The organism is Bradyrhizobium sp. 23 (assembly GCF_023073295.1).
Classification (GTDB): domain Bacteria; phylum Pseudomonadota; class Alphaproteobacteria; order Rhizobiales; family Xanthobacteraceae; genus Bradyrhizobium; species Bradyrhizobium canariense_D.
In genome coordinates this window covers 80,212-84,581 of the sequence record NZ_JADPJF010000032.1, presented here as the reverse complement: position 1 = coordinate 84,581, position 4,370 = coordinate 80,212, and the positions used below count along the sequence as shown (strand labels likewise).

Annotated in this window: 3 protein-coding genes and 2 pseudogenes; 4 read left to right on the top strand and 1 reads right to left on the bottom strand. The window is 64.5% G+C overall.

The genetic code is table 11. From position 1 onward, the window contains the following. On the top strand, positions 1 to 692 hold a 692-nt coding region (gene rpe / locus IVB32_RS04630; protein WP_247409917.1), incomplete at its 5' end, for a ribulose-phosphate 3-epimerase. Positions 693 to 970: 278 nt separating this feature from the next. Beyond that, complete coding sequence (locus IVB32_RS04625) at positions 971 to 1,183, top strand: hypothetical protein (RefSeq protein WP_018456190.1); 213 nt, start codon at positions 971 to 973, stop codon at positions 1,181 to 1,183. Between the two features lie 115 nt (positions 1,184 to 1,298). Here IVB32_RS04625 and IVB32_RS04620 read toward each other — a convergent pair. Beyond that, a pseudogene (locus tag IVB32_RS04620) lies at positions 1,299 to 2,116 on the bottom strand (universal stress protein). 210 nt (positions 2,117 to 2,326) lie between these two features. Between IVB32_RS04620 and IVB32_RS04615 the strand changes: the two are divergent. Continuing rightward, positions 2,327 to 3,865 (top strand): Do family serine endopeptidase, encoded by a 1,539-nt coding sequence (locus tag IVB32_RS04615; RefSeq protein WP_247369259.1) that lies wholly within the window; start codon positions 2,327 to 2,329, stop codon positions 3,863 to 3,865. A 267-nt stretch (positions 3,866 to 4,132) separates the two neighbouring features. Continuing rightward, positions 4,133 to 4,370 (top strand): annotated as a pseudogene (locus IVB32_RS04610) (hypothetical protein); the annotation flags it as partial.

Here is a 4,370-nt window from a genome sequence, read left to right as displayed (position 1 = left end):
TCGCCCGCCTCGGCGAGGAGATCGTGGCGATCGATGCGGCGGGTGCCGACTGGATTCACTGCGACGTCATGGACGGGCATTTCGTCCCGAACATCAGTTATGGCGCGGACGTCATCAGGGCGATCCGGCCGCTGACGAAGAAAATGTTCGACGTGCATCTCATGATCGCGCCCGCCGATCCCTATCTCGAAGCGTTCGCGAAGGCCGGCGCGGATGTCATCACGGTGCATGCCGAAGCCGGTCCGCACCTCGATCGCTCGCTCCAGGCCATCCGCGCGCTCGGCAAGAAAGCCGGCGTCAGCCTGTGTCCCGCGACTCCCGAAAGCACGATCGAATATGTGCTCGATCGCCTCGACCTCGTCCTGGTGATGACGGTCAATCCGGGCTTTGGCGGCCAGTCCTTCCTCGAATCCCAACTCGAGAAGATCGGGCGTATTCGAAGCATGATAGGCGACCGGCCGATCCGGCTCGAGGTTGACGGCGGCATCACGCGCGACAATGCCGCCGCCGTGGCCGCTGCGGGCGCCGATACGCTTGTAGCGGGCTCCGCCGTGTTTCGCGGCAAGAGCAGCGCGGACTATGCCGGCAACATCGCGGCCATCCGCGCCGCTGCGGAAGCCGGCAGGGTTCCGATGCTGCAACATAGTTCGGCGCAGACAATGCGTGCCGGTGAGCCCGCGCTCATCCGGTAGACTGCCGGATACAGGCGGGCGAGCCGGCACCGCAATGGGGTGTGCCAGGGCGTGCCCCTTTGCACTGCAGACATACGAGGATGACCCACAACCCTAGCCCTGGCCTGCGGTAAGGTCCGAAGCGTTGAGTCGCGCTGATTGGAACTTTCGCCTCGATACGCGTTTGCCTAGAAACAAGCGAGTCAAGCGCGCGGCGGGCGGAGCAAATCTTTTGCACAACCGCCATCGCCCTGACGCAAATAAGGGCAATAAGCTCTGTGAATGCGAGGGAGGGTCTCATGGACAACGTACGTCGCTACCGCGCGCTAGCGTCCCTCTGTCGTCAGCAGGCCGCCTACCGGCCGCTCCAGAGCTGGGAACTGCTCGGCCAGGCCGAACATTTCGAACATCTCGCCGAAGTCGAACTCAAGGCGCATTTCGACGCGTGCAATGCGCAACAAGACGAGGACGGCGTCGAGGCCACGGCGTGGGAGAGACCCGCCGCGGCGTGACGGTCCAACGTGTTCGAATATGACCTGAACTTGCCGATGCCGGCACCGCTCAAGGACGCGGTTGTCAGCCCGAACGACAAGGCCTGTGACCGGCCCGACCTGGATAAGCCCTCGATTAATGCGACATCAGCGTCGGGACGGTCATGGCTCCAGCATGGCGCGGGTGACGCCGCCGAGGAACCGCTCCTGCAAACGCGAATGGCCGTAGCCGCCCATGATCAGAATATCCAGGTTCTCATCGGCTGCCAGCGACAGCATGGTCGGCTGAATCAGGTTGACCGTGCGGGTCGACAGTCCGCGCCGGCCGAGATGCCTTGCCAGATTGCGCGTCGAGACTTCCTCGGGAACCATATCTGTTTCGTTGATCGCAATGATCACGATCTCCTCGGCGCGGGCCAGGAATGGTGCGGCGTCGCGCATAGCGCGCGCGGCGAGGCGGCTGCCATCCCAGCAGATGCCGATCCGTTTCGCCTTGAACGCTCCATGGAAGGTGTAGGGCAGGAAAAGCACCGGGCCACCCGCCTGGAACAGGATCTCGCCGGGCACATCGTTGTCGAGTGAGCCTTGCGCCGGATCCGGCTGGAGCACGATGCTGAGATCGTGCAGCCGCGCGATCTCGCCGAGCAAGCCGACCGCATCCCCCGGCATCGCCCCGAGTGGGTGGCATGTGTAGGAAATGCCGGCGTTCATCGCTTTGCTCTTGAATACCGCGAGCGCCGCCTCGGCCCGCTCCACTGCACTCTCGCGCTCCATCTCGAACACCGCCGCCACCGCAGCGCCGCCCTCCATGATATAGGCCGCACTGGTTGCCACATAGCCAACCGCAACTGCATCGAGATGGGCGTTGAGGCCCGCTGCGAGCGAGATCGAGCCGTCGATCACCGGGCGGATTGGCCGCTCGGTGGGGATGTGGACGAGAATGTCTTTGTACATGACGGGCCTCCGATGGACATCATCCGGTGGCCGCAGTCTTCCACGGTGCGCATGGCCCGCGTTGAGCTGCATCAAACGTGCAGCCTTGACCTTTGGCCGTATCGCCGGCCCCGGCTACTTTGCCAAGATTTAATCGCGTGGACGGGACGCTGTAAGGTGGCGACCACCATGTTGGGTGCAAGGCGACTTACCCAACATGGACATATCGACATGAGCGATCACGTCAATTCCGACACCACAACGTCCCGCAAGGTCCTGAGGCCGCGCCGGCTCGCGCTGCTCGGCACCGTGGCCGCGCTTGGCGTGGCCGTGCTGGCGACTGCTCCCGGCTCTTCGCCGTTCAGCGCGACCTCCTTCATTGCGCCCGCCCAGGCCGCGGAGACCGCCGCGACACCGCCGGGCTTCGGCGACCTCGTCAGCAAGGTCAAACCCGCCGTCATTTCGGTGCGGGTCAGGATCGACCAGAACAATGATAAGAGCGCGATGCTGCAACAGAACCGGATGGATTCGGACGAGGCGACGCCGTTCGACCAGTTCTCGCGGCAATTCGGCTTCCGCGGCCCGGGTGGCATGGAGGGCATGCCGCGCCAGCGCCGCCAGATGATCACGGGTGAGGGCTCCGGCTTCTTCATCTCCGCCGACGGCTATGCCGTGACCAACAACCACGTCGTCGATCACGCCGAATCGGTGCAAGTGACGATGGACGACGGCACCATCTACAGCGCGAAAGTGGTCGGCACCGATCCGAAAACGGATCTCGCGCTGATCAAGGTCGAGGGCAAGAAGAATTTTCCGTTCGTCAGATTCTCCGACCAGAAGCCGCGTATCGGCGACTGGGTGGTCGCGGTCGGCAATCCCTTCGGCCTCGGCGGCACCGTGACCGCCGGCATCGTCTCGGCCAGCGGCCGCGACATCGGCAATGGTCCCTATGACGACTTCATCCAGATCGACGCGCCGATCAACAAGGGCAATTCCGGCGGCCCGGCCTTCGACATGAACGGCAACGTGATCGGCGTGAACACTGCGATCTTCTCGCCCTCCGGCGGCTCGGTCGGCATCGGCTTCGACATTCCGGCTTCGACCGCAAAGCTCGTCGTCGCACAGTTGAAGGACAAGGGCGCGGTCACGCGCGGCTGGCTCGGCGTCCAGGTGCAGCCGGTGACGTCGGATATCGCCGACAGTCTGGGCCTCAAGGAGGCGCGCGGCGCGATCGTCGACAATCCGCAGGACGGCAGCCCGGCGGCGAAGGCGGGCATCGAGGCGGGCGACGTCATCACCGCCGTCAACGGCACCGCGATCAAGGATTCCCGCGATCTCGCCCGCACCATCGCCACCCTGGCGCCGGGCACGTCCGTGAAGCTCGATGTCGTCCACAAGGGCGACAGCAAGACGGTGACACTGGCGCTTGGCGAGTTGCCGAACGAGCGGCAGGCTAGAGCCGACGAGGGCAAGTCGCAGCCAGATGCCGGCATGCCGCCGCGTCTCGGGCTTAGCCTGGCTCCGGCGGGCGACGTGCAGGGCGCCGGCCAGAAGGGCGTCGTCGTCACTGAAGTCGATCCGCAAGGCCCGGCCGCGCAACGCGGCATCCAGACCGGCGACGTCATCCTCAACGTGGGCGGCAACGCCGTCGCCAATATCGGCGATGTCCGTTCGGAGCTGGCGCAGGCGAAATCGTCCGGCAAGCGCAGCGTGCTGCTGCAGGTCAGAAGCGCGCAGACGACCCGGTTCGTGGCGGTGCCGCTCGCATAAGGCGAACGTCGATCGGCGCAACTCCAAAAAGGCGGCCTTCGGGCCGCCTTTCCCGTTCGCCTTCAGGATTTCCGCACATCGCCGATAACATTCTCGTTAACGGCAGGGAGGATGACCCGGTTTCGTCCGAAAAAGCCGTGTTCGCTCATCACAATTGCGGATCTCGTACGGACTCGGCGGCAATGAAGCCGCCGACGATTGCAAGCGTGGAACTTCGAACTTGCCGCCGCTGAGCCGGCCGGCAATTCGTATTTGATCGGTGCCGACATGGATCGATTGAAGCTCTCGCTGAGAAGTGCGCTGCTTGTGGCGCCGTTGGTAGCGCCACTCGTGCTATGGGGTGGAAACGCTCTCGGGCGCGACGACGGCCGCTACGCGGACTCACCTCTCAAGCCGTGGTTCGACGGCCTGCGCAGCCATCTCGGTCCGTGCTGCTCGGATGCGGATGGGTTTGCGGTCGCCGATCCCGATTGGGACTCGCACAATGGACATTACCGCGTGCGGC

Coding starts and splice junctions, on each gene's coding strand:
- IVB32_RS04625 (WP_018456190.1), top strand. CDS start 971: ATGGACAACGTACGTCGCTACCGCGCGCTAGCGTCCCTCTGTCGTCAG.
- IVB32_RS04615 (WP_247369259.1), top strand. CDS start 2,327: ATGAGCGATCACGTCAATTCCGACACCACAACGTCCCGCAAGGTCCTG.